Source organism: Bacillus pumilus (assembly GCF_009937765.1).
In the GTDB taxonomy this organism is placed as follows: domain Bacteria; phylum Bacillota; class Bacilli; order Bacillales; family Bacillaceae; genus Bacillus; species Bacillus pumilus_O.
The window spans coordinates 2,457,957-2,479,490 of the sequence record NZ_CP047089.1; the positions used below are offsets into that span (position 1 = coordinate 2,457,957).

Annotated in this window: 17 protein-coding genes, 1 pseudogene, 1 riboswitch and 1 other annotated feature; of the genes and pseudogenes, 12 read left to right on the plus strand and 6 right to left on the minus strand. The window is 40.4% G+C overall.

The window, feature by feature from the left end:
• The first annotated feature begins 127 nt into the window (after nucleotides 1-127).
• The 5 genes from GPS65_RS12205 to guaA all read left to right on the plus strand — a co-directional run bounded on the left by GPS65_RS12205 (nucleotide 128) and on the right by guaA (nucleotide 7,219).
• Nucleotides 128-1,027 (plus strand): cation diffusion facilitator family transporter, encoded by a 900-nt coding sequence (locus tag GPS65_RS12205; RefSeq protein ID WP_119124490.1) that lies wholly within the window; start codon nucleotides 128-130, stop codon nucleotides 1,025-1,027.
• Nucleotides 1,028-1,128: 101 nt separating this feature from the next.
• Nucleotides 1,129-2,091 (plus strand): AAA family ATPase, encoded by a 963-nt coding sequence (locus GPS65_RS12210; protein ID WP_119124491.1) that lies wholly within the window; start codon nucleotides 1,129-1,131, stop codon nucleotides 2,089-2,091.
• Nucleotides 2,092-2,192: 101 nt separating this feature from the next.
• Nucleotides 2,193-3,278 carry a DUF58 domain-containing protein gene (locus GPS65_RS12215; protein ID WP_238389096.1) on the plus strand — a complete coding sequence of 362 codons (1,086 nt, stop codon included), beginning with the start codon at nucleotides 2,193-2,195 and terminating at the stop codon, nucleotides 3,276-3,278.
• A 9-nt stretch (nucleotides 3,279-3,287) separates the two neighbouring features.
• Nucleotides 3,288-5,492 (plus strand): transglutaminase TgpA family protein, encoded by a 2,205-nt coding sequence (locus GPS65_RS12220; RefSeq protein WP_119124493.1) that lies wholly within the window; start codon nucleotides 3,288-3,290, stop codon nucleotides 5,490-5,492.
• Nucleotides 5,493-5,677: 185 nt separating this feature from the next.
• A complete protein-coding gene (gene guaA, locus GPS65_RS12225; protein WP_161985428.1) occupies nucleotides 5,678-7,219 on the plus strand; it encodes a glutamine-hydrolyzing GMP synthase in 1,542 nt (513 codons plus the stop codon).
• Between the two features lie 217 nt (nucleotides 7,220-7,436).
• Here the strand turns inward: guaA and GPS65_RS12230 are convergent, their stop codons facing one another.
• The 3 genes from GPS65_RS12230 to GPS65_RS12240 form a co-directional block, all read right to left on the minus strand.
• Nucleotides 7,437-8,495 (minus strand): helix-turn-helix domain-containing protein, encoded by a 1,059-nt coding sequence (locus GPS65_RS12230; RefSeq protein WP_012009124.1) that lies wholly within the window; start codon nucleotides 8,493-8,495, stop codon nucleotides 7,437-7,439.
• The gene (locus tag GPS65_RS12235; protein ID WP_119124495.1) at nucleotides 8,496-10,157 is read right to left on the minus strand and encodes a 2-isopropylmalate synthase; all 1,662 of its coding nucleotides are present in this window, start codon (nucleotides 10,155-10,157) and stop codon (nucleotides 8,496-8,498) included.
• 56 nt (nucleotides 10,158-10,213) lie between these two features.
• Nucleotides 10,214-10,478, minus strand: a binding site (T-box leader).
• Between the two features lie 242 nt (nucleotides 10,479-10,720).
• Nucleotides 10,721-11,608 carry a helix-turn-helix domain-containing protein gene (locus GPS65_RS12240; RefSeq protein WP_119124496.1) on the minus strand — a complete coding sequence of 296 codons (888 nt, stop codon included), beginning with the start codon at nucleotides 11,606-11,608 and terminating at the stop codon, nucleotides 10,721-10,723.
• Between the two features lie 209 nt (nucleotides 11,609-11,817).
• On the opposite strand from GPS65_RS12240, the pseudogene GPS65_RS12245 reads away from it, so the two are divergent.
• Together GPS65_RS12245 and GPS65_RS12250 are read left to right on the plus strand one after the other, a co-directional pair.
• A pseudogene (locus GPS65_RS12245) lies at nucleotides 11,818-12,690 on the plus strand (AraC family transcriptional regulator).
• A 13-nt stretch (nucleotides 12,691-12,703) separates the two neighbouring features.
• Nucleotides 12,704-13,279, plus strand: a complete 576-nt coding sequence (locus tag GPS65_RS12250) for a GNAT family N-acetyltransferase (RefSeq protein ID WP_119124497.1) — start codon at nucleotides 12,704-12,706, stop codon at nucleotides 13,277-13,279.
• A gap of 139 nt (nucleotides 13,280-13,418) precedes the next feature.
• On the opposite strand, the gene GPS65_RS12255 is transcribed toward GPS65_RS12250, so the two are convergent.
• The gene (locus tag GPS65_RS12255) at nucleotides 13,419-13,985 is read right to left on the minus strand and encodes a GNAT family N-acetyltransferase (protein ID WP_119124498.1); all 567 of its coding nucleotides are present in this window, start codon (nucleotides 13,983-13,985) and stop codon (nucleotides 13,419-13,421) included.
• Between the two features lie 4 nt (nucleotides 13,986-13,989).
• Nucleotides 13,990-14,175 (minus strand): Fe3+ hydroxamate ABC transporter substrate-binding protein, encoded by a 186-nt coding sequence (locus tag GPS65_RS19465; protein ID WP_119124499.1) that lies wholly within the window; start codon nucleotides 14,173-14,175, stop codon nucleotides 13,990-13,992.
• Nucleotides 14,176-14,354: 179 nt separating this feature from the next.
• Here GPS65_RS19465 and GPS65_RS12265 point away from each other — a divergent pair, with 179 nt between their 5' ends.
• Nucleotides 14,355-14,900 carry a sigma-70 family RNA polymerase sigma factor gene (locus GPS65_RS12265; RefSeq protein ID WP_119124500.1) on the plus strand — a complete coding sequence of 182 codons (546 nt, stop codon included), beginning with the start codon at nucleotides 14,355-14,357 and terminating at the stop codon, nucleotides 14,898-14,900.
• Nucleotides 14,869-16,317 (plus strand): DUF4179 domain-containing protein, encoded by a 1,449-nt coding sequence (locus tag GPS65_RS12270; RefSeq protein WP_119124501.1) that lies wholly within the window; start codon nucleotides 14,869-14,871, stop codon nucleotides 16,315-16,317. The genes GPS65_RS12265 and GPS65_RS12270 overlap by 32 nt, the downstream gene beginning before the upstream one ends.
• An 18-nt stretch (nucleotides 16,318-16,335) precedes the next feature.
• On the opposite strand, the gene GPS65_RS12275 is transcribed toward GPS65_RS12270, so the two are convergent.
• Entirely contained in the window at nucleotides 16,336-17,523 is a 1,188-nt protein-coding gene (locus tag GPS65_RS12275) for an MFS transporter (protein ID WP_012009133.1), read from the minus strand.
• A 100-nt stretch (nucleotides 17,524-17,623) separates the two neighbouring features.
• Between GPS65_RS12275 and GPS65_RS12280 the strand changes: the two genes are divergently transcribed.
• The 3 genes from GPS65_RS12280 (at nucleotide 17,624) to GPS65_RS12290 (ending at nucleotide 21,389) form a co-directional block, all read left to right on the plus strand.
• Nucleotides 17,624-18,520, plus strand: coding sequence for a LysR family transcriptional regulator (locus tag GPS65_RS12280; RefSeq protein ID WP_012009134.1), 897 nt, complete (start codon nucleotides 17,624-17,626; stop codon nucleotides 18,518-18,520).
• 115 nt (nucleotides 18,521-18,635) lie between these two features.
• A riboswitch (purine riboswitch) is annotated at nucleotides 18,636-18,737 on the plus strand.
• Nucleotides 18,738-18,881: 144 nt separating this feature from the next.
• Nucleotides 18,882-20,207: an NCS2 family permease gene (locus GPS65_RS12285; protein ID WP_003214014.1), complete on the plus strand. Its 1,326-nt coding sequence runs from the start codon at nucleotides 18,882-18,884 to the stop codon at nucleotides 20,205-20,207.
• A 381-nt stretch (nucleotides 20,208-20,588) separates the two neighbouring features.
• Entirely contained in the window at nucleotides 20,589-21,389 is an 801-nt protein-coding gene (locus GPS65_RS12290; RefSeq protein ID WP_012009135.1) for a DUF6574 domain-containing protein, read from the plus strand.
• The last annotated feature ends 145 nt before the right edge of the window (nucleotides 21,390-21,534 follow it).

The following is a 21,534-nucleotide window of genomic DNA, read 5'->3' on the forward strand; positions in this document are numbered from 1 at the left end:
TAGGTCAACACATTTCTATGTATCCTATTTTGCTGACACAAGCGAATCATGTTGCTGTAGACCCACACGGGCTTTGCTTTGTAAGATAAATAATAGAAAAGTGATGTGTGAGGAGGCGCGGTTTGACATGGAGCGCTATAACGAATTAAGACAAGGTGAAACAGGTGCTTGGGTCAGCATCATTGCTTATGTGATCTTATCTGCAGTGAAACTTCTGATTGGGTATACGTTTCATTCAGAGGCTCTTTCGGCAGATGGATTGAATAATACGACGGATATTATTGCATCTCTTGCAGTGTTGATTGGACTTCGTATTTCTCAAAAGCCGCCTGATGAAGATCATCCATACGGTCATTTTAGAGCAGAGAACATTGCGTCTCTTGTGGCGTCCTTTATTATGATGCTTGTAGGACTTCAGGTTTTGCTGAGTGCAGGTCAGTCGCTCTTCTCATCAGAGCATCAAACGCCTGATATGATCGCAGCTTGGACGGCAGCAGGAAGTGCTGTGTTGATGTATGGTGTGTATATTTACAACCGTAATCTGTCCAAACGGATCAATAGCCAGGCTCTTCATGCAGCAGCTGCTGATAATAAATCAGATGCGTATGTGAGTATCGGAACATTTGTTGGGATTATCGCCTCTCAATTTCAGCTGGCATGGATTGATACACTTGCAGCGTTTGTCATTGGGCTCATTATTTGTAAAACGGCGTGGGAGATTTTCAGAGATGCTTCTCATTCGTTAACGGATGGTTTTCATATAAAAGATATGTCCAAATATAAAGAGACCATTGAAGCAACACCTGGGGTGGGCGATTTGAAAGATATTAAGGCACGCTATCTCGGAAGTACGGTCCATGTGGATGTAGTAGTGGAGGTCGAGCCGCACTTGAACATTGCAGAAAGCCATGATATTGCAGATGAGATTGAACGTAGAATGAAGAAGGAACATGATATTTTACATTCTCATGTTCATATGGAGCCAGCAGGTGAGCCAATAGAAGAGAAGAAGTCTTTTCCATCGTGAGAAGGCTTCTTTTTTCTATGTGTTGATGTTTTATGCAATTGCGCGTTGTATGGTAAAGTTAGACTATATGAAATTAACGGAAACGTGATAGGAGGATCAGGATGGCATTTGATGAACCAATGCATTCAGATTTACAAAAAATCGTAGATAACATCAATAAAGTCATGGTTGGGAAGAAAGACATTGCGATATTAAGCCTTGTTGCGATTTTGGCGAAGGGGCATGTGCTACTAGAGGATGTGCCTGGTGTTGGGAAGACGATGATGGTTCGTGCTCTGGCAAAATCGATTGGCTGTGAGTTTAAGCGAATTCAATTCACTCCTGACCTTTTGCCATCTGATGTAACAGGTGTGTCGATTTATAATAAAAAGACAAATGAATTTGAATTTAGGCAAGGACCCATTATGGGACAGATCATTTTGGCTGATGAGATCAACCGTACCTCTCCAAAAACACAGTCAGCATTGCTCGAGGCGATGGAGGAAGGCAGTGTGACAGTGGACGGAGAAACAATGCTGCTTGCTGATCCTTTTTTCGTCATGGCTACGCAGAATCCAGTGGAATATGAAGGGACTTATCCGCTACCAGAAGCGCAAATGGACCGTTTTTTATTCAAGCTCCAAATGGGGTACCCGACCATGCTAGAGGAGCTGGAGGTACTCAACTTGCAGGAAAAGCAGTCCCCGATTGATACGCTCCAAGCAGTGATGACAAAGGATCATATCCATGCGCTGCAGCAAGCGGTTCAGACCATTCATGTGGATGTATCCATTAAAGAATATATTGTGGAAATTGCACAGGCGACGCGTCAGCATCCATCTGTCTATCTAGGTGTGAGTCCAAGGGGATCGATCGCCCTTATGAAAGCGGCTCAGGCGTATGCACTGTTGAACAGGCGAGATTATGTGATTCCTGATGATGTACAGTATTTGGCGTCTTATACATTACCGCATCGAATGATTTTGACATCAGAAGCGACGTATGAAGGGAAGAAGGCGGAGACACTGCTGCGACAAATGCTTGAACAAATTGGCGTGCCAGTTCAAAAGTCGATGACTCAATGAAATTAGGTCATCGTTTCGCTTTTTCATTATGGTTACGGGTGATGATGCTCATTATTCTCACTGCGGCAGTTTTTTGTTATGCCATGTTTCAGGGAGGGTTTGTGAGTTGGTTCCTTTTTTATGCATTTTTACCATATGCGTTGTATGCTTTGCTGTTTGCGCTCGTGCCGCTGAGAGTGACAGCGAAAAGGACTTTACAACAAACCCGCTTGAAGGCGGGAGACGTGCTGTCCGTTGACCTTGAAATCAAGCGGACAAATCCATTTCCATACGTTTACGTCTTGATTGAGGATGATCCTCCAGACACCTTTCATTTAAAGGAACAAATTGAAATGAAGCAAATGCTGTTTCCTTGGTTTCGGAAAACGTGGCGTTTTTCCTATCAATTGAATGATGTCATGCGCGGGGAACATCATTTGTCAGCGGTTCGAATCAAAACGGGGGATATGTTTGGTTTTGTGGAGAAAGAAGTCATCATCCCGTTAGAAAAAAAGCTGCTTGTTTATCCGAAAATGCTCGATCTTCAGGTTGAGTCTGCTGAGTCAGTGAATGAAAATGGAGGCAAAGCGGTTCACTCTTGGTTAAATGAACCGACCCATGTGACTACAGGTGTAAGGGAATACCAGCAAGGAGACCGTTTTGCCTGGGTGGACTGGAAGACGACAGCTAGAAGAGGCCAGCTGATGACGAAGGAATTTGAACAGAATCAAACAAAGGATCTTGTCGTTTTTGCTGATTTTACAGATGAAGCGGCATTTGAGACCGTCGTTTCTATTACAGCTTCAGTTCTCCAATCGGCAGTGAAAAAAGGAGTTCCGGCAGGCCTTGTCCCACTTGGTGATCAACATGTCTTTCGAGTGGATCAAGGAGAGTCTCATTTGCAGGACTTGCTTTATTTTTTAACAATGGTGCAGCACCATCCTTCTCGCGCACATGAATATAAAGCGTTCGCAGCGAGTGAGTACCAATACGCTGGAAAATATGTCGTTACGGGTCATCTACATGAAGAGCTTGCTGAGAGCCTCTTTGGAAATCGAAATAGAAAGAACATCACTGTTCTTTTAGTGAAGAGAGCCGTGGATCGATACACGGCAAAAGAAAAACAGCTTGTAGACCGGCTGAAGTCATCGGGAATACGCACGACCGTTTTATTTGAAGACCGGCTGCACGAAAGAACTGTGAGGTGACAAACATTTATGCTGCATACGCATCAGCGGCAAAGCCGTTTTGAGTTGTTCATCTATTATGCTGTAGCATTTCTGCTGCTTTGGGAGTGGCTTCGACCGCTTCAAGATTTTACAGAGACGAGTCATACGTCTTATTTCATCATTTTTATAGGGCTTACCTGTTTGTTTACATTCTTTCGTTTGAAGTGGTATGTGACGTTTCCTGTTTGTACTGGCTTGATTTTGCTCGCCTTATATTTGATCTTTTATCAAGCAGAGCCAAGCTATCCGGCTGCATTATTTGATGATATTAAAGATAATATCACCTTGATGAGCACAGGCATGTGGAGTGACATGTATCCCTCCTTCCGCACATTATTGTTTTATATTTTGCTATGGCTGCTTGTCTACTTGCTTCATTATTGGGTGGTCTATCAGCAACGTATCTTTTTCTTTTTACTCATGACGATTGTATATGTCACGATTCTGGATACGTTTACGCCATATGATGCAACCTTTGCGATCGTTCGCATAATGGTGTTTGGTTTTTGTTTGCTTGGGTTGCTGTATTTCGATCGACTGCGTTCGGCTGAAGGCATTCGGGTATCACAGAAGGCGCGTCTAAAGTGGTTTTTGCCCATGCTGGCGCTTGTTCTTCTGTCAGCAACACTCGGTGCTTCTTTACCAAAGTCTGATCCGAAATGGCCTGATCCTGTCCCGTTTTTTAAGGCGGTGACGAATCAAGATGGCTCTGCGGGACAGAATAAGGTGGGATATAGTACAGATGATTCATCGCTTGGTGGACCGTTTAGTGAGGACCAAACACCGGTCTTTAAATGGAGCGGAAAGGAGCCGTCCTACTTTCGTGTCGAAACAAAAAGTATTTACACAGGAAAAGGCTGGGAGGATGCTTCAAATGATACGAAGCCTACTCGGCTAAAAGAGGACAGTGTACCGAATCGTTGGTTTACCGAGCATGTAAAAACAGAGGAGCACGAAACGAGAGTCGATATGGAATCGAATTATCGATTTAATCATGCCGTCTATCCAATTGGGACGATCATGCTGATGCCAATGGATAACATTCCGCTGCAAATCATGGGCAAAACGGAGAAAATTGTCCCGTCTATGCAAAACCCACCTAAAAATTTGGGGAACTATCAAGTCAGTTTCTTATCTCCTACATTTATCCTTGAGGATTTGCAGAAAATCAAAGTACCGACAAAGAAGCAGGTCAATCAGGAGGTTGGCCGTGAATATTTGCAGCTTCCTTCCTCATTGCCAGAACGAGTGAAAACATTGGCAAACAGCTTAACGGAAACGAAGGATAATATGTACGACAAGGCTAAAGCGATTGAGGATTACTTAGGGTCTGCGAAATTTTCATATGAAACGCAAAATGTCGCTGTGCCAAGTAGTCAAGAAGATTATGTGGATCAATTTTTGTTTGATACGATGATCGGCTACTGTGATAATTTTTCAACCTCGATGATTGTGCTACTTCGTTCGATTGGGATTCCGGCGAGATGGGTGAAGGGCTACACGTCAGGTCAATTATATGAAACACAGATGGATGGAAACAATGTGTACGAAGTGACCAATAACAATGCGCATTCATGGGTAGAAGTGTATTTTCCAAACAGAGGCTGGGTGACCTTCGAACCGACAAAAGGTTTTACAAACCCAGAGACCTTTACAAATGAATCGGCTTCAAGTGATCAAACTGATGATGATCAAAAGGAAGAAGATCAGCCTAGCTCTGATGCAAGCGAAGATCAGCCGACAGAACAGCCGCAGCAGCAAGAGACAGCACAGCCGGCTGAACCAAAGAAACAAACAGTGCAAGCGAAGCCTAATATGGTGCATGTTGGATCAATCTTGGGTTTTGCGGCAGGAGCTATGATCCTTCTAGGCTTGATAAGCTGGATGCTTTATCGATTCAGAGGAAGATGGCTGCCATTCTTTATTGTAAGAAAGGTGAAACGTCTGCCAGAGGAGGAAGTATTCTTCTATGCGTATGCTGCGCTATTAAAGCAGCTGAAGCGCAGGGGAATTGAGAAAAAACCTGGCATGACGCTAAGAGAATTTGCTTCTTTGATCGATGACAAAGATGGAGATCATCTGATGACAGAGCTGACGCGACTCTATGAGCGGGCACTCTATCGACGAGAGGATGCGTCGATGCTTTGGGGGCAATCGGCAAAGTTATGGGAAAATTTAATAAACAGGAGATAGTCTTGACCCCGTACCATCCTGTTGTTAGAATAGGTGAATATTAAAACCTTCTAAAATACATGAAATTGAAGCGTTCGGATGTGAGTCTGGGCGCTTCAAAAGCGTGATTCACACTGAGAGCAGGTTTTCTCCTCTCATTTTTTCTGTGCGTTTATAAAAACTATATTGGACATAGAGGTGACACCATGACAAATTTAGTAAATGAAATGATTTTGGTTCTAGATTTCGGCAGTCAATACAATCAGCTGATCACACGCCGTATTCGTGAATTTGGTGTGTACAGTGAGCTTCATCCGCACACTTTAACTGCTGAAGAAATTAAAGAAATGGCGCCTAAAGGAATCATCCTTTCTGGCGGACCAAACAGTGTTTATGATGAAGGATCTTTCCGCTGTGATGAAAAGATTTTTGATCTAGACATTCCGATTCTAGGCATTTGCTACGGCATGCAGCTCATGACTCACTATTTAGGCGGGAAAGTAGAAGCGGCAAGCCAGCGTGAATACGGAAAAGCAGATATCCACATTAATGGAACGCCTGCTTTATTTAAAGACCTTCCGACTGATCAAGTCGTTTGGATGAGCCATGGTGACCTCGTTGTTGAAGTACCAGAAGGCTTTACAGTTGATGCAACAAGTGCACATTGTCCAAACTCAGCGATGAGCTTAGCTGAGAAGAATTTCTATGGCGTTCAGTTCCACCCAGAGGTTCGTCACTCTGAGTACGGAAATGACCTATTGAAAAACTTTGTCTTCGGCGTGTGTGATTGCGATGGCAAATGGTCAATGGAGAACTTCATTGAAATCGAAATGCAGAAAATCCGTGAAACAGTAGGCGATAAACAAGTACTGTGCGCACTAAGTGGCGGTGTGGATTCATCTGTTGTGGCGGTATTGATCCACAAAGCCATCGGCGATCAGCTGACATGTATTTTCGTTGACCACGGTCTTCTTCGCAAAGGCGAAGCAGAAGGGGTTATGAAGACATTTAGCGAAGGTTTCAACATGAACGTGATTAAAGTAGATGCAAAAGATCGTTTCTTAAACAAGCTAAAAGGTGTGTCTGATCCTGAGCAAAAACGTAAATTCATCGGTAACGAATTCATCTATGTATTCGATGACGAAGCGGACAAGCTAAAAGGAATCGACTACTTAGCACAAGGAACACTTTACACAGACATTATTGAGAGCGGAACAGCAACGGCACAAACAATCAAATCTCATCACAACGTAGGCGGTCTTCCAGAAGACATGCAGTTCGAATTGATTGAGCCACTTAATACGCTATTCAAGGATGAAGTCCGTGCCTTAGGTTCAGAGCTTGGCATTCCTGATGACATCGTCTGGAGACAGCCATTCCCAGGTCCAGGACTAGGTATCCGTGTACTAGGTGAAATTTCTGAAGAAAAACTAGAAATCGTCCGTGAATCGGATGCGATTCTACGCGAAGAAATTGCCAACTTCGGCCTTGAGCGCGACATCTGGCAATACTTCACGGTTCTCCCAGACATCCGCAGCGTAGGTGTCATGGGTGACGCAAGAACATACGACTATACAATCGGCATCCGTGCTGTTACTTCTATTGATGGTATGACGAGTGACTGGGCAAGAATCCCTTGGGATGTACTTGAAAAGATCTCAACTCGTATCGTGAATGAAGTGAAGCATGTGAACCGCGTGGTGTATGATATTACGAGTAAGCCGCCTGCTACAATTGAGTGGGAGTAGTTATAAAAGAGATAGAAACCTTTGTGTATAAGGGGTTTCTATCTCTTTTTTATTTTTAATTGCACTTTTTGTTTCTGCTTCCCTAAATAGTCCACAGTAATTGCTTTTAGGGAGGGAATCATCGTTGTGCTTTGTCTCCTTAATGGAGATGATCCTATTTCATTTGTTAGCTGATTAAAATTACTGTTAGTGTACAGTCTCTCCAATGTCATGATTATCATGATCTATTATTTAAACGATATTGATGTGGTGTTAAGTGATACTTTTTCTTAAATAAACGAATGAAATGCTCTACATTTTGATAACCAACGGCTGTCGCAATATCATTTATTTGTAAATTACTGCTGGTTATCATTTCGCAGGCTTTTTCCAATCTTATTTCTTGTCGAATCTCACGAAATGATTTGCCAAGCTTACGAGCTATATATTTAGACAGATAAGATGGTGAAAGGTTAAATTCCTCTGCCATCTCCTGGATTGTTATATGCTCACAACATTGCTGAATATATTGGAGCATTTGAATCATACGTATATCACGATATTGTTTGACCTGATTTACGTTCATATGACTTGGTTTGAATCTTAATAAGAGACATAATAATATCTCAAACAAATTATTCATAATCAACTGGTATCCAGGAAATCGATTATAATTTTCTGTAAACAGTTGAAGAGAGCAGTCTACCAAATTTTTATCCAAGTGACTATGGAAAATAAGAATATTTTTATTTTCTTTTATATATAATGCATTCAAAAAGAATTCTGAAATGACATGATTGCCTTTTAACATTTTAAAAAACACTTTTTGAAAAGTACTTTTACGGATCATGATTTGGATTGCGATTGTATTCTCCATTACAATTGGCTTGTGTAGGGTGTTAGGTGGAATAAAGGCGATATCTCCTGATTTTAAAGCCATTTTTTTATCTTCCACTTCTACATACATTTCATTTTCCAGAACATAGATCATCTCAAAGAAATCATGGATAGCCGACAATTGAGGCATAAAACGGCTATACTTTCTCACTTCGATATCTTTCTCCTGACCTAACCACATGGTATCCTCTTTTTCAAATTCATTCTGCCCTTTTAGCAAAAATTCTTCTATATATATTTGCTTATGCATGAAAGTGTTTTGATCATAATCCTTCAAAAATAATTGCAATGATTGATTGTCATGCTTTTTCTGTTGGTATTGTTGATAAAAGATTTCTTGCTCGTTGTATTCTCTTAAATATTGCATCGCTTCATGTTTTTCAAGTTTATCTTTTTCCATCTACATCCAAACCTCTAGCCTATTTACTGCAACCACAAGGGCTTTCACTGTTGCTTCTATAATATCTTTATCAATCCCAGCACCCCAATGCATTTTTCCTTGATGTGAAATTCCAATCTGTGCACAGGCTTTTGCTTGAGAATCCTTGCCCAAAGAATTCTGTTCATAGACTTCCAAATCATATTCGAGATGAAAATATGCTTTTAACGCATTACTGATCGCATCTAAACTTCCAGTGCCAGTTCCTTGTATGTCAATTTGTTGATGATCTCTCAGCAAAGTTAAGGTGACTTCCTGCTTTTCTCCTTTATGAAATTGATAATCAAGCAGCTGGAAATGAGGGTGAAAATCAACATACTGCTTTTCAAAAACATGATATATTTCTTCGACAGACAATTCCCTATTTGACTGATCAGATACTTTCTTCGCTTCATATCCCATGGCTTCATTCATTTGATAAGGAAGTTGAATGCCATAATTTGTTTCTAGTATATAACCTATGCCGCCTTTTCCAGACTGGCTATTGATTCGAATCACATCCGTTTGATAATTCCTCCCCAAGTCAACTGGATCTACTGGGATATACGGAACGTCCCATTTATCAACATGATGTTCCTTTCTATATTTCATACCTTTAGATATCGCATCTTGATGTGACCCAGAGAATGCGGTGAATACCATCTCGCCAGAATATGGCTGTCTCTCATGAACAGTAATGTTGGTTAGTTTTTCATATTGTTTACGAATCGCTTCTAGGTTATTGAAATTCAATTTTGGATCATAACCTTGTGAGTACATATTCATCGCCAAGGTGATCAAGTCTACGTTCCCTGTACGTTCACCGATACCGAATAATGTACCTTCGACTCTTTCTGCGCCAGCTAGCACGCCAAATTCTGCATCACTCACCCCAGAACCGCGGTCATTATGAGGATGAACAGATAATGTCACACTGTCTCGGTAAGACAGATTTTTGTGTATATACTCAATCTGACTTGCAAAGATATGAGGCATTGAATATTCAACTGTTGTCGGAATATTGATGATCGCTTTATGATTTGGTGTCGGTTTCCAAATATCTAAAACACTGTTACAAATATTTAAAGCATAATCAACTTCTGTTCCTGGAAAGCTTTCAGGACTATATTGAAAATAAATATCGCTTTCTGTTTTTTCGGCAAGTTCCTTGACTAAAATAGCTCCATCCATTGCCATTTGTTTCACTTCATCTTTTGTTTTCTTAAATACTTGTCTGCGCTGCGCTTCTGAAGTCGAATTATATAAATGAACAATCGCTTTCGGTACCCCCTTAATGGCTTCGAAGGTCCGGCGGATAATATGCTCTCTCGCTTGCGTGATCACCATAATCGTGACATCGTCTGGAATCATATGATGATCAATCAGTGTCCGTAATAGCCTAAACTCCGTATCAGAAGCAGCTGGAAATGCGATTTCAATTTCTTTAAAACCGATCTCTACTAGTAATTGGAACATTTCCAATTTTTCTTCTAAGTTCATAGGAATAGGTAATGCTTGATTTCCATCCCGTAAGTCCACACTGCACCATATCGGAGCACTTTCTAATGTTTCGTTCTTCACCCAATCATAAGTAAGGTTCGGTGGCAAAAAGTATTTCTTTTCGTATTTTTTGTGGTTAAACATCATCCATTCCTCCTGTAATTGGAATATAAAAAAAGCCTATCATCTCCAAGATTGAACTTGGAGACGAAAGACTTCTTCTTACGCGGTACCACCCCTGTTTCATGATAACTTTACATTATCATGCCCTTATTCGGATACAGATTGTTATATCTTATATCCTTCCCATATAACGGTGGGGCGCCGACCTTAACTACATCAATCCTTTTCATTTCACTAAGGCTACTCTAAGGTGAGTTCCTTGCCTTTTTGTTATTGCTTCTCATCAACCAGCAACTTTCTGAAAACATTTAGGCAAGTACTATTCCTTATCATCGCATTCTCATTTTTCTGATTTTTTCTATTATACCAAGATGACAAAAAAGAGGTAGTGGTAGGGATGTCTTTTTCAATTGATTTTTTTTGTCCTATGGGTGCTTATCTTCATTTTACTTCTGTTTTAATGTGGTATCCTCCTCACCAAATAAAAATCCAAGGCCACAAATAAAGGTGAGTGAATTCAAAGCGAACAATAAAATCGCGCCCATTTTTTTCATATCAATTAACCTCCTCTTAAATTCAGTCTGCTAGCCTTCAAAATTTAAATTCACTGGTTCATCCTCTAAATGATCCACAGTATTTTGTTCTGTCACTGGCACACTTTCATCTACAATTTTAAAACTAAGTTCGTCCATCCAAATGTGACCTGGACCTTGTAGTAATATGCCAAACGCAATGACTTCACTTTTTACTGGAACATCTAGTACGACACTAAAATGATTCCAGCCATTTGTTCCTGTAATAGGACGGTTCATCATGTTGTCAAACGCAAGAATTTCACCTGAAGAGTGGTCAATTCTCATCCATAAACCAGCTGAGCCTTGCACATCTTCGCTTTTAACAAAAGCAGAAAATTGAAGCCGTTCTCCTCGGTAACGATCAGATTTAATTTGCTGCATCAATGTTGCGAAACCTCCAGCTTTTTTATCATTTGATTTTAAATAAGCGGAGTTAGTCCCACTGTGTACAATTCTGTTATCCAAACCTGTTTCATAGTCAGATGGGGTATCCCCCGTCATAATCCATCCAGTAGGTGTGTTCTGATGATCTGCCATATTTGTTTCCTCCTCATTAATTACATTCCTTAATAATTTCCGATAACGTGCGGGTGACATGTCATATATCTTCTTAAAGGCTCTAGTAAAGGATTCCTGTGAACTAAATCGATACTGCAATGCGATGTCAATCGCCCGTTGGTCTGTATGAATTAAATCCTTCGCCGCTTGGGTCATCCGTCGTTCCCGTATATAATCAACCACTGACTTCTTAATCACTTTTTTGAACATACGGTGAAAGTGAAACCTAGAATAACCAGCGTGTTTCGCTAGAGTTTGAAGCGGTAAATCATCTTTCAGATGCTGTTCAATATATTTCAATGTTTCTTGAATCGTTTTCTCATGTTCTTGATAGGACAACCGAGCACCTCCTTGCCTTGTGAGTTTAGTATAGCGGAAATGCTCTTTAGGAAACTTGACTTTTTGTGCTATGTTGCAATATCAAAGAGTAGAGGAAAAGCATTTTAAAAATAAATAAGTGGAAGTCTATTAAAAATCAACAATTAGCACAAATGATCAAAAAAAAGAGGAGGGAAGTAATAAAATAAAAGGTAGAGGGGGGAGAAACAATGGATTACTATGAGAGAATACAGCATTCAATTGAGTTTATTGAGGAGAACCTCCAAAACAATATAAGTATAAAGGAGATTTCCTCGAAATCCTGCTTTTCAGCGTTTCATTTTCAGCGATTGTTTCAAGCCATTACAGGTTTTTCTGTGCAAGAGTATATTAGAAATAGAAGGCTCTCTGAGGCTGCTCGATTATTAAAAGAAACAAAGCAGAATGTCTTACACATAGCGATTGCTTTCCAGTATGGATCTCAAGAAGCGTTTACTCGTGCTTTTGTACAATTCTTTGGAGTGACACCAGGCAGGTTTCGAAAAGAGGGAGTGATGTTAAAGAAACAAAACAAAATGGATTTTTTAGCGTACCAATCTAAGCTAGACAGTGAACTCAATATGAATAAACCTGTTATCACTCAATTAGGCAATTTTTATATCATTGGTTACGAGTATCAAACTAATCTTCAAAATGAGGAATATTTCACTGACATTCCTTTGTTTTATATGGATTTTGGAAAAAAGGAGTATTATCAACAGATTCAAAAGAAAATAGCACCTCATATGGCTTATGGTATATCTACTTCTTTTCAAGATGATGGTCATTTTTCGTTTGTGGTAGGGGAAGAAGTGGAGGATTTCGATCTATAATTAAATGAAGGGTTTGTAAAAATAGTGATTCCTGAGGGGAAATATGCAGAATTTAAAGTGAGTGGATCTCATGAAATGGTGCAAAACACTAGAAGATATATCTATGGTAGCTGGCTTCCAAATTCAAATTATGAAAGAACAAGTGGACCAGATTTTGAAATAACAGATGTCTTACATTCGAATGGCCCGAACGATATCAAAATGAAAATCTATATTCCTATCAAGGAATAAGGGGGATTAAGAGATGCAAATAGAAAGTCTGTTTGGAACTTTTCCTGTAGTTGCGTCAAAGAATATATTGTTAAAAAAGGTGGAAGAGCATCATTTGCCAGAGTTATTTTCAATTTACGACAATGACGCAGTCTTTCAGTATTGTGGAATCATTCCCAAACATAACCTCCAAACGGTAAAAAAGATGATTGGACATTTTGAACGAGATTATACGAAGAAAAGCAGAGTGAAATGGGGAATCTTTCAAAAGAACATGCCCCATACGCTAGTTGGCATCATTGAAATAATGGACCTCAATCAAAAAGTGAATGCGGTGACGATTGGCTATTTCTTGGCAGAGGAACATTGGGGCAAGGGCATCGCAACAGAAGCTGTCTCTACACTTGTGACATTTCTTTTTGAAGAGATTGATATCAATAGAATTCAAGCAGAGGTCATGCCAGCAAATGAAGTATCGAAAAAAGTCCTATTGAAAAATGGTTTTATCAAAGAAGGGCTCCTCAGACAAGCTGTTTTATGGTCTGGCAAAGGAGTTGTTGATTTAGAAATATACAGCATGTTGAAGGCGGATTACATACATGGTGAATAAGCTTGATCACGTGATGATGAGGCGTTTAAAATATCAGCTTTTTGTTTTGCCATCAATACAAACTTAAAGTTGATCTATTCTGGTTATAAAAGTACAAACAAAAAAGCGAGTGAGCATCTCGCTTTTTTTGTTTTCCAACCTATTGTGTATTGTAATCCCGCTTCAAAATAGAATACATAAACACATCATCAAACCCATGTTGGCCAAGATCATACTCTCTCAATAAACCCTCTTGTACAAAATCTATCTTCTCCAATAATTGAACAGAGGACGTATTTGCTGGATCAATAATGGCTTCAATCCGGTTTAAGTTCATTTCCTGAAATCCATATCGCAATACCGCAGTAATCGCTTCCTTCATAATGCCTTTTCTCCAATGATCGTGGTGTAATTCATAGCCAATTTCCGTGCGGCAGTGCTGTTTTTCCAAGTTAAGAAATCCACAGCTGCCGATGATCGCAGGATCATCTTTTAAAGAAATGCCCCACCGGATGCCTGTTTGTTCTTTGAAGATATTGTCATACCACTTGATTTCTCCTTTTGTGTCTTCAATGGATTCATGAGCATCAATGCCCATGTAGCGGCACACGGCTTCATTGGATAAATAGGTATGCATATCCTCAGCATCTTCGATCGTTGCTTGTTTTAAGATTAGTCTTTCGGTATGAATTGTTGGAAATGTTTGTGGAAAGTTGATTTTTTTCATTTGATTATCCTCCATGCGATGTCTTTTGTTCTGTACATGCCTGACAATAAAAAACCCCTTCATTCCTCAGCCAAGCCTTCACCTCTGTCATTCCTTTTCTCTTTGGATAGACCAACTTAACGTACACTTCTTCGTTTCCTTCTATTTTTTTCTGACAGCTAGCACACGTGGGTTCTTCGAATCGAAACAATCGACATACCCCTTTTTGTAGATATTTCTTCCATTATATCAAATATCCAACTTGTTCTTTCGACTCTATTCTTCACTTTCTCTATTTTTATCCGACATATGCTAAGTAAAAGAAATTTCCGTTTGTTGAAACCGTTTGAGAGAAAGCTTGCTCTAACAGGTGTAGGAGGTGTGAGTGAGATGAAGCAAGTGCGTCTAATTAAAAAAGCACAAAGAGGGAATGTCCCGGCATTTGAGACATTAATGCTGATGTATCAAGAGCGTTTATATAAAACGGCTTTTCTCTATACAAGAAATAAAGAGGATTCGTTAGATGCTGTTCAGGAGACGGTCATTAAAGCATTTAAACATTTATCTGGATTAAAAGAACCGGCTTATTTTTCTACATGGCTGACTAGGATTTTGATCAATACACTTTTTGCGATGAAGAAAAAGCAGCAAGATGTTGTGTCGTTTGAACAGCAGCACGAAAGCGTTGAGTGCAATGATTTTTTGGAAGACAAGCTAGATTTAAAACATGCTCTTGATGTGTTAGACGAGCAATATCAGGTTGTGATTCAGCTATTTTATTTTCAAGATTATTCGATTTCGATGATTTCTCAGCAGATGGGTATGCCTGAAGGAACGGTCAAAACTCATTTGTATCGCGCAAGAAAGCTATTAAAGCAAACATTGGAAAAGGAGGAGAGTGTCGATGGAACGAAAAGAAATGAAAAAGCTTTATGATGAGATTGAAGTACCAATGGTAGAAGTAACTTCTGCGGTTCGCCAAGCAATAGGAGATGTGAAAGCGGAAAAGAAAAGACTTTTGTTCACATGGAATTGGAGAACGCCAATATATTCTGTCATCATACTAATCGTTCTTTATTTTTCATCAGGCTTCCTTTTTCCTTCTCTTAATACAGCGATGGCACGCGTCCCGATTATTGGACAGTTTTATATGATGTTTCACGATAAAGTAGGAATGTCTCTTTTTCAGAGTGAGTTGGTGAAGCATGTCAATGAGGGGGCTGAATCAAGAGGGGTTACTGTGAAAGTAAACAGTGTGTATTATGATGCAGGGCGGCTTGTTTATACGTTTACTGTGGAGAATTTGAATACAAAGGAAGATTCTGTACCATTCATAGTCAACAACTTCGATCATAAAAATGAAACTTTCCAACCGAGTTACGACAATCAGGGATTGAAAAAAATGAAAGATGGCCGCTATGTTGGGCAGACGGAAGTCTATACAAATGGACAAACGATCAAACAAGGTCAACAAGTCCCGCTTGTTATTTCGAAGATTGGGGATATTGTAGGGAATTGGCGCTTCAAGTTACCTGTGGTCAAGCAAAAAACCACCTTACTAGCGGGACAAAAAGACGTGTCTATTTTAAATGGACGTTATCAAATAAGAAATGTAAAGGTAGAAAATGGAGTGAATGGCTCTGCTATTCAATATGCCATTGATTACAATGGTTTTGCCAAAGATGATAAAGTTAGTATACATGGGATGAAAGATAATTTAGGAAATGAGTATGAGCTTGAGATTGGAACTGTTTTAAGGAAAAAACAACTGACTTCTGATAAAAATAGAAAAGAACATTTGACGATTTTGAATCAGCCGATCAATCCAAAGGCGACCGAATTGACATTTGACACATCTGTGGATATCGAACGAGAATACAGCCACATCATTCCTCTCAAGACAAAGCTGCCTGTTCAGTTCAAAACAAAACACCATGGCATCGGAATCAAAATCAATAAGATAGAGCAAAAAGACCGTTCTGTGATTCTTGATTATCAATTTACTGGAGTAGATCAAAAAGAATTAGATCAGGATGTGATGGAGAATATAGGTGAATTCATTGGATTAGGCGATATTGAAAAGATGAAATCATGGCCCGATCCACAAGCAGATTATGAAAGCGGATATTACTTGAAGGGGAACCATGCGAAGGTGACGAATGTAAAGACAGCTTCTATGCAATCCATCTTTGAATTTGATGATAAGAATCTAGAGACTTTATCATTAAACCATTTTTCTTTTAAAGATTATGGGCTTTATCTTGATTTGTCAGAACTAAATATGTTGGCACCACACAAAGAAATAAAGGTCACCATTCCAGTCAAAAAAGAAACGTCAAAAGCTAGTCAATAAATAAGAGAGCGAACATGATTATACATGTTCGCTTTTTGTCTGTTGTTCCACCAGTCGATGACGATTGAACGAATACCGAATCAACATCAGCGCCGCAAAACTAGCTATCCCGCCAATCCAACTTAAATTCGTTACATTTGTATACTGAATAATCACGCCGCCCATTGATGATCCGAGCATCATGCCGATATTCATAATCGCTGTATTAAAACTCAGCACGGTTTCTGATGCTTGAGGTTTTAGAGAAATGAGATAAAACTGCTTCGCTGGCGTTGTCGTCCATGTTGCGATGCCCCATATGGCTAGTGTGATCAAGACGCTAATTGTAGAAAATTGTGTAAAAAATAGGGTGAATAGAGTGAACATCTGGATCATGATGCTGATCGAGATGGTTCGGTTTGGTCCCCATTGATCAACGGCGAAGCCGCCAAATCGTGAACCTATAAAAGCAGCGATTCCTAAAATGAGTAAGGCGATACTTGTCATTTCAAGAGAGAAGCCAGCGGTCTGTCGTAATAAAGGCGAGATATAGGCGAATACCATTGTGTAGCCTAAGATCCAAAAGACGGTTGTGGCTAATCCGCTGATCACTCTGCTATCTTGAAGGAGATGTAATTGCTGCTTCAATGGCAGATGTGAATGTCCCTCCATGCGTGGCAGTAATTGATAAAGCAGGAATAAAAGACAAGCAGTACCTAGTGCAATAATGAGAAAAATATAGTGCCAATCCACATGACCTGATAAAAATGTGCCAATCGGGACACCAAGTACGAGTGAAACGGTAAATCCAGTAATGACCGTTGCCATCGCACTGCCCTTTTTTTCTGGAGGGGCGATCTGTGCTGCATAATTCGTGGCGACGACAATATATAAGCCGCCACTCATCGCCATGATGACTCGGGATAGCAGGAGCAGCATAAAGTGATGGCTAAAAAAGGCGACCACATTGCCTAAAATAAACATAAAAATCGCCGATAACAGGACCTTTTTTCGGTTCAATTTCGATGTTGCCATCACTAAAAAGAGGGCACCTACTGCATAAAAGAGAGAGTAAACGGTAATAAGCTGCCCGGCAGCAGGAATGGAGATGTTTAAATCAACGGAAATCATATCTAGAATGCCTGACACAACGAATTCTGACGTGCCTGTGACGAATGAACCGACAGCTAAAAGAATAATCAATAGCTGATGTGATGTATTTTTCATTTTGAACCCTTCCTTCAGTTTGATACGTTGTCTTTAGTTTAAATTCCGTGCTAACATAAGTAAAATTGATGTTTTTCATGAAGGAGATGAGTGAATACTCATGAGCTTTGTTCGCTTTGATATTGTTGCAAAAGTGGTCGAGCTTGGCAGTTTTACCGCAGCAGCTGAAGCATTAAATATGACGCAGTCCGCGGTCAGTCATGCGGTGGCGAGTTTAGAAACGGAGTGGGATGTGTCTTTATTCATTCGTGATCGAAAAAAGGGCATTATGCTAACGGACATTGGTCAAACGCTTCTCCCGCATATTAGAGAAGTGTTAAATAGATTGGAGAAAATCCAGCAAGAAATTGCGTTAACGAAAAATATCGAAACGGGCTTGATTCGAATCGGAACATTTGCCAGTGCATCAGCTTGTTTATTGCCTAAGCTGCTTGTGAGCTATCAGAAAAAACATCCGAAAATCGAATTTAAATTCTATGAGGGAACGTATGAAGAAATATTGGAGTGGCTGGACTCTGGCATCATTGATGTTGGTTTTGTTGTGAAAGGCTATGCAGATGAAGCTTTTGACTTGCTGCCGCTGATCAAAGATGAGATGGTGGTCGCCTATCATCCAAATCATCGCTTTCACCAGCAGTCCATTGTAGATATCACAGATTTGGCGGATGAACCATTTATTATGCCGACTGGCATGTATCAATCACATGTAGAGGATATTTTTGCTGAGGCTCAATTGAAGCCAGCTACTTTATTTGAAGTACACGATTGTACGACTATTGCTCGTATGGTTGGGGAAGGACTTGGTGTCACGATAGGTCCTGAGCTGTTTTTAAAAACGCAGCAGCTTGTGCACATTCGACAGTTGAATGTCTCTCATCACCGCGAGGTTGCGCTTGCCTGTCCGTCTCTCTCCCAAGCTTCTCCAGCAGTGAAAGAGTTTTTCCATGTAGCCGAAGCGGTTTTTGCAAAAGAGAAGGATTTGGAGAAGGGTGTATAAAGAACTAGATGTGATTTTCCAAATTCGTGTAATAAGACGAATGAAGCGGACGTTTCTTTGAAAAATGTTCGCTTTTCGTATTGTGTTTTAAAAATGAAGTTGGTACAATAGACACAGAAATCAAATAGATAGAAGTCGTATAATAGCGGGGATATGGCCCGCAAGTTTCTACCAAGCTACCGTAAATAGCTTGACTACGTCAATTCACACTCGTTTGATATAAATCATGCATTGTTCTTGTTTTATGTCACGGTCTGAATTCACATATGTAGTCAAGCGTCCCAAAAGTGTTGGGGCGTTTTTTATTTGACTTGTGAATGGGGCAGACTAAAGCAAAAGGACATGAAGGGAGTCAGTTGGCTTGAAACAGTTTTTTCAGTTTGATGAATTAGGAACGAATTACCGCAGAGAAATCATCGGTGGTTTAACCACATTTTTGGCGATGGCTTACATTTTGTTTGTCAATCCGATCACACTTGCTTTAGTGTCGGTACCGGATTTTCCAGATAAATTACGAATTGATCAAGGCGCTGTCTTTACAGCGACGGCGCTAGCCTCTGCCGCAGGGTGTATTCTGATGGGGCTAATTGCTAGGTATCCGATTGCGATTGCTCCAGGTATGGGCTTAAATGCCTTTTTCGCCTTCTCGGTTGTTCTTGGCATGGGCATTACATGGGAAGCAGCACTTTCTGGTGTGTTTGTATCAGGATTGATTTTCGTTGCCCTTTCTTTAACAGGTTTCCGTGAAAAAATCATCAATGCTATTCCGGCTGAGCTAAAGCTAGCGGTTGGTGCGGGTATTGGTCTATTCATTACGTTTGTCGGTCTACAAGGATCTGGTATTATCGCTAATAATGATAATACGCTCGTTTCGATTGGAAACATTCATAGTGGTCCTGTCTTATTAACGGTGTTTGGTATCGTGGTGACTGTTATTTTAATGGTTCTGCGAGTGAATGCAGGTGTCTTCATTGGGATGCTTGTGACAGCTATTGCAGGAATGATTGTTGGTCTTGTCCCAGTACCGACGCAAATTGTGGGAAGTATTCCAAGCTTGTCTCCAACCTTCGGTCAAGCCTTGATTCATTTGCCAGACATTTTCTCAATCCAAATGCTTGTCGTGATTTTGACGTTCTTATTCGTTGGGTTCTTTGATACAGCAGGAACGCTTGTGGCTGTTGCAACCCAAGCTGGTCTAATGAAAAATAATGAGCTGCCGCGTGCAGGAAGAGCACTTCTAGCGGATTCATCTTCAATTGTTGTAGGTTCTATTCTTGGAACATCGACGACAACATCTTATGTTGAATCTAGCTCAGGTGTTGCAGCAGGTGCACGTTCTGGATTTGCATCTGTCGTGACAGGTATTTTCTTCTTGCTTGCGATGTTCTTCTCGCCGCTTTTATCCATCGTTACAAAGAATGTGACAGCACCTGCTTTAATCATTGTGGGGGCACTGATGGTCGCTCCGCTTGCGAAGATTGCATGGGATCGTTTTGAAATTGCTGTACCAGCGTTCTTAACGATGATTATGATGCCACTCACATACAGTATTGCAACAGGGATTGCGGTTGGCTTTATTTTCTACCCGATTACGATGATCTTTAAAGGGAAAGCCAAAGAAATACATCCGATTATGTATGGATTGTTTGTGATCTTTATTCTCTACTTTGCTTTCTTAAATCATTAATTGTTGACAAAGGGTTAAAACGATCTTTATTTTAACCCTTTGTCTTCTTTTTTTCAGCGTGATAGAAAACCTTTGCAGTCTAGGAAGGACGAGCACTGACGCGGAGCGAATTTGACATTCATGAGCACCAGCGCGCAGGACTGACAAAGAATGCGAGGGCTTGTCTACACGCTGAAACAGCAGCTCATTGAAGCTGCTGTTTTTTTGTTTTGCCTTATTTTCTTGCCAATTTAAAACCTCTGCTATCCTTTATCCGTCTATTCGTATGAACGTCAAGGAATCTTGACGGAACAGAGAGACTCCGCTACTTTAAGAGGAGTCATCCGGATAGGTCATTCGTATGAACCTGTCAGGATTGTGCTGGATAGGAGTTGATATGAGATGTTAGAAAAAGATGAAGAGCAAAGTACATCAGACTTAAAAATTGAAGAGCCATCAATAGATCAAGAAACGAGGCAATCCCGCCTTAGCAGAAGCGCCGCAAAACGTGGAAGAACGTCGAAAGCAAAAGCGGCATCGGATGATGAGCGTTCTACCATTCAACGTATGCTGCAAGGTGTAGGAGGCGCGTTTAAGCGCTATAGCTCATATGGACTTGCGATGTTAAAATCACCGAGCCAGGCCATCAATCAAGCGGAAACATTACGGATGAAGTATGCTTGGATCTCGATTGTGTTATTCAGCGTGTTTTTTGCTTTAGGCAACTATGTTCAATTAAAGGCGTCAAAGACTCGTTTATTAGGCTTTGGCATTCATTACTCTTTTGGTGACGCCTTTTTGAGGGTAGCGATCTTTACACTCATTCTGCTCACACTGATGATGCTCACCGTCTGGTTACTCGGAAAGTACATGCTAAAAGGAAACATATCACTGAAAGAAGTGATCATGAAGTTTGGTGCCGCACTTGTTCCGGTTTTGGTTTTATCGATCCTTTGGCTTGTATTCGCCATGCTGAATATTCCATATGTGACGGTCATTTTATCTGTGATGATGTTCTTTGGTCTCCAGTTGATTGCGGTCGTATTGTTTCGCTCGATTCAATCGGATCATAAAACGGCACGTGGTGATTTAATGTATACCGGCTGGGTCTTTTTATTGGTGGAGCTTGTCATCATTGCACTGCTCTGGGCCATTGTCGGAGAGTATTTGATTCCTTCACTTGTGCCCGTTCGATTTGGATGATACACACACTGAAAACCTCCTTTTTTGAAAAAGGAGGTTTTCATGTTGAGAAGAGGAAAAAACGGGTAAACTCTTGGTAATAAAGACCACCGTTCTTGTCGAAAGATATATGTGTTTTTCTTGCGCAAATTTGATTGTATCAAGG

Bases quoted from the DNA above. Each gene is read 5' to 3' on its own strand.
- GPS65_RS12205 (WP_119124490.1), top strand. From the start codon at position 128: ATGGAGCGCTATAACGAATTAAGACAAGGTGAAACAGGTGCTTGGGTC.
- GPS65_RS12210 (WP_119124491.1), top strand. From the start codon at position 1,129: ATGGCATTTGATGAACCAATGCATTCAGATTTACAAAAAATCGTAGAT.
- GPS65_RS12220 (WP_119124493.1), top strand. From the start codon at position 3,288: ATGCTGCATACGCATCAGCGGCAAAGCCGTTTTGAGTTGTTCATCTAT.
- guaA (WP_161985428.1), top strand. From the start codon at position 5,678: ATGACAAATTTAGTAAATGAAATGATTTTGGTTCTAGATTTCGGCAGT.
- GPS65_RS12230 (WP_012009124.1), bottom strand. From the start codon at position 8,495: ATGGAAAAAGATAAACTTGAAAAACATGAAGCGATGCAATATTTAAGA.
- GPS65_RS12235 (WP_119124495.1), bottom strand. From the start codon at position 10,157: ATGTTTAACCACAAAAAATACGAAAAGAAATACTTTTTGCCACCGAAC.
- GPS65_RS12250 (WP_119124497.1), top strand. From the start codon at position 12,704: ATGCAAATAGAAAGTCTGTTTGGAACTTTTCCTGTAGTTGCGTCAAAG.
- GPS65_RS12255 (WP_119124498.1), bottom strand. From the start codon at position 13,985: ATGAAAAAAATCAACTTTCCACAAACATTTCCAACAATTCATACCGAA.
- GPS65_RS12265 (WP_119124500.1), top strand. From the start codon at position 14,355: ATGAAGCAAGTGCGTCTAATTAAAAAAGCACAAAGAGGGAATGTCCCG.
- GPS65_RS12270 (WP_119124501.1), top strand. From the start codon at position 14,869: ATGGAACGAAAAGAAATGAAAAAGCTTTATGATGAGATTGAAGTACCA.
- GPS65_RS12275 (WP_012009133.1), bottom strand. From the start codon at position 17,523: ATGAAAAATACATCACATCAGCTATTGATTATTCTTTTAGCTGTCGGT.
- GPS65_RS12280 (WP_012009134.1), top strand. From the start codon at position 17,624: ATGAGCTTTGTTCGCTTTGATATTGTTGCAAAAGTGGTCGAGCTTGGC.
- GPS65_RS12290 (WP_012009135.1), top strand. From the start codon at position 20,589: ATGTTAGAAAAAGATGAAGAGCAAAGTACATCAGACTTAAAAATTGAA.